The organism is Actinacidiphila cocklensis (assembly GCF_907177275.1).
Taxonomy (GTDB): Bacteria; Actinomycetota; Actinomycetes; order Streptomycetales; family Streptomycetaceae; genus Actinacidiphila; species Actinacidiphila cocklensis.
Map to the genome: position 1 here is coordinate 1 of NZ_CAJSLV010000014.1, position 1,642 is coordinate 1,642.

The 1,642-nt window shown below is 79.2% G+C and carries 1 protein-coding gene and 1 pseudogene; both read right to left on the reverse strand.

Going from position 1 to position 1,642, the window contains the following annotated elements; translation table 11 throughout:
* Positions 1-531 (reverse strand): annotated as a pseudogene (locus NFU81_RS03735) (cytochrome P450); the annotation flags it as partial.
* The coding region (locus NFU81_RS03740) for an AMP-binding protein (RefSeq protein ID WP_251484969.1) at positions 528-1,642 on the reverse strand (1,115 nt) is incomplete at its 5' end. The pseudogene NFU81_RS03735 and the gene NFU81_RS03740, both read right to left, overlap by 4 nt.

A 1,642-nucleotide genomic window follows, 5' to 3' on the forward strand; every position in this document is an offset into this window, starting at 1 on the left:
GCGCGCACCTGGCCTGCGGGGTCCCGGCAGATGGTCGCGGACGGCCGCCGCAGCGGCGTCGGCTGCCGCCTCGGCGACGGCCACCGGGTCGCCCGGGGCGTCGAGGAGCGCGCAGACGGTGGCGCCGGCCAGTTCGCGGGCCAGCGGCACCAGGTCGACGGTGCGGCCGGCGCCGAGCGGGGCGAGCCCCCGGGCGAGGACCTCCCGCCAGACCGGCCGCAGCCGCTCCACGCCGCCCGCGCCCAGCCCGTCCGCGACGGCACGCCTCCCGTCCCGGTGCCCGGCACCCTCCTGGTCGAACAGCGTCCCCCCGCCGGACAGTTCGCGCCCCGCCCCGCCGGTGGTCCCCGCCGCGCCGCGGTCCAGCGGGACACGGGTGAGCACCTCGCGGTAGGCCTCGGTCCCGTGCACCAGCACGGTGCCCCCGATCCGCCGCACGCCCCGCCGCCGGGTGGCGGCGAGCAGCGCGAACAGCACGGGGTGCGACCGGAGGTAGACCTGCCGGTCCCGCCGCCGTGCCAGGTCGTTCACCGCGCTGCCCCCGTCGGGAGCCGGGCGGCCGCCAGGCGGGCGGTGGCGGCGCGGTCCGGCTTGCGGGAGCGGCCGGACAGCGGGATGTCGGCGAGCAGGACCGCGTCGGGGCGGGCGGCGCCCATACGGGACAGCGGGCCGGCCAGTCCCGCCCGCAGGGCTTCGCGGTCGGCACCGCGGGCCGGCTGGACGACGGCGACCAGGCGCTCGTCGCCGTCGCCTGCGGGTACGCCCACCAGCAGGGCCAGTTCGACGCCGGGGATGTGCAGAGCCGGCTCGTACAGCCCCGGGTAGATGTTCTCCGCGCGGCGCAGGACCATGTCCTTGCGGCGGCCCTCCAGGACGATGCGGCCGCCGTCGAGGTGTGCCCGGTCGCCGGTGGCGATCCACTCGGCCGGGTCCTCCCCGAGGTAGCGGTCCCGGGCCGCGGGTCCCGACAGCAGCAGCTCGCCGGAGCCGTCGGTCCTGGCCAGCACGCCGGGAAGGGCGGCGCCCACCAGGTCCCCTTCGCCGGTGAAGGCGGCCTTCTCCGCCTGCTCGACGGCCGCCGCGGGGAAGAGTTCGGTCAGCGCGTAGACGCCCCACGCCTCGTCCGCGCCGGCGCTCCTGACCCGGGTCAGCAGCTCGGCGCTCGCCGGGGCCGAGCCCGTCCACACCCGCCCGGTGAAGCGGGCGCCCGCCGCGAGCGCCCGCCGCAGCTGGGGCGGCGTCAGATACGTGGCCTGCGGGGCCAGCCGGCGCAACTGCCGTGCCAGCACCCGCGGGGAGCGGGCCGGCAGCGCGACCGGCGCACCGCTCGCGAGGGACGGCAGGAGCACGAAGAAGGTGCCGCCGAGCACCGGCAGGCCCGGTTCCGGCCGGACCAGTCCGGCCACCGCGGCCATACCTGCGGCCAGCGAGGAGCGGGTGTGCACCACCGCCCGCGGCTGCGAGGTGGTGCCCGAGGTGAAGACGATCACCGCGTCGCCGTCCTCGTCGGACCGGCCCGGAAGCGGCACCGTGCGGACGTCGGCGTCCAGCGCGGGCGCGCAGCCGGGCAGCCGCGGCCCGACCGTGGCCACCGGTCCCAGCTCCGCGAGGTCCGGCAGCTCCAGCCGGGCCGCCCGCCTGG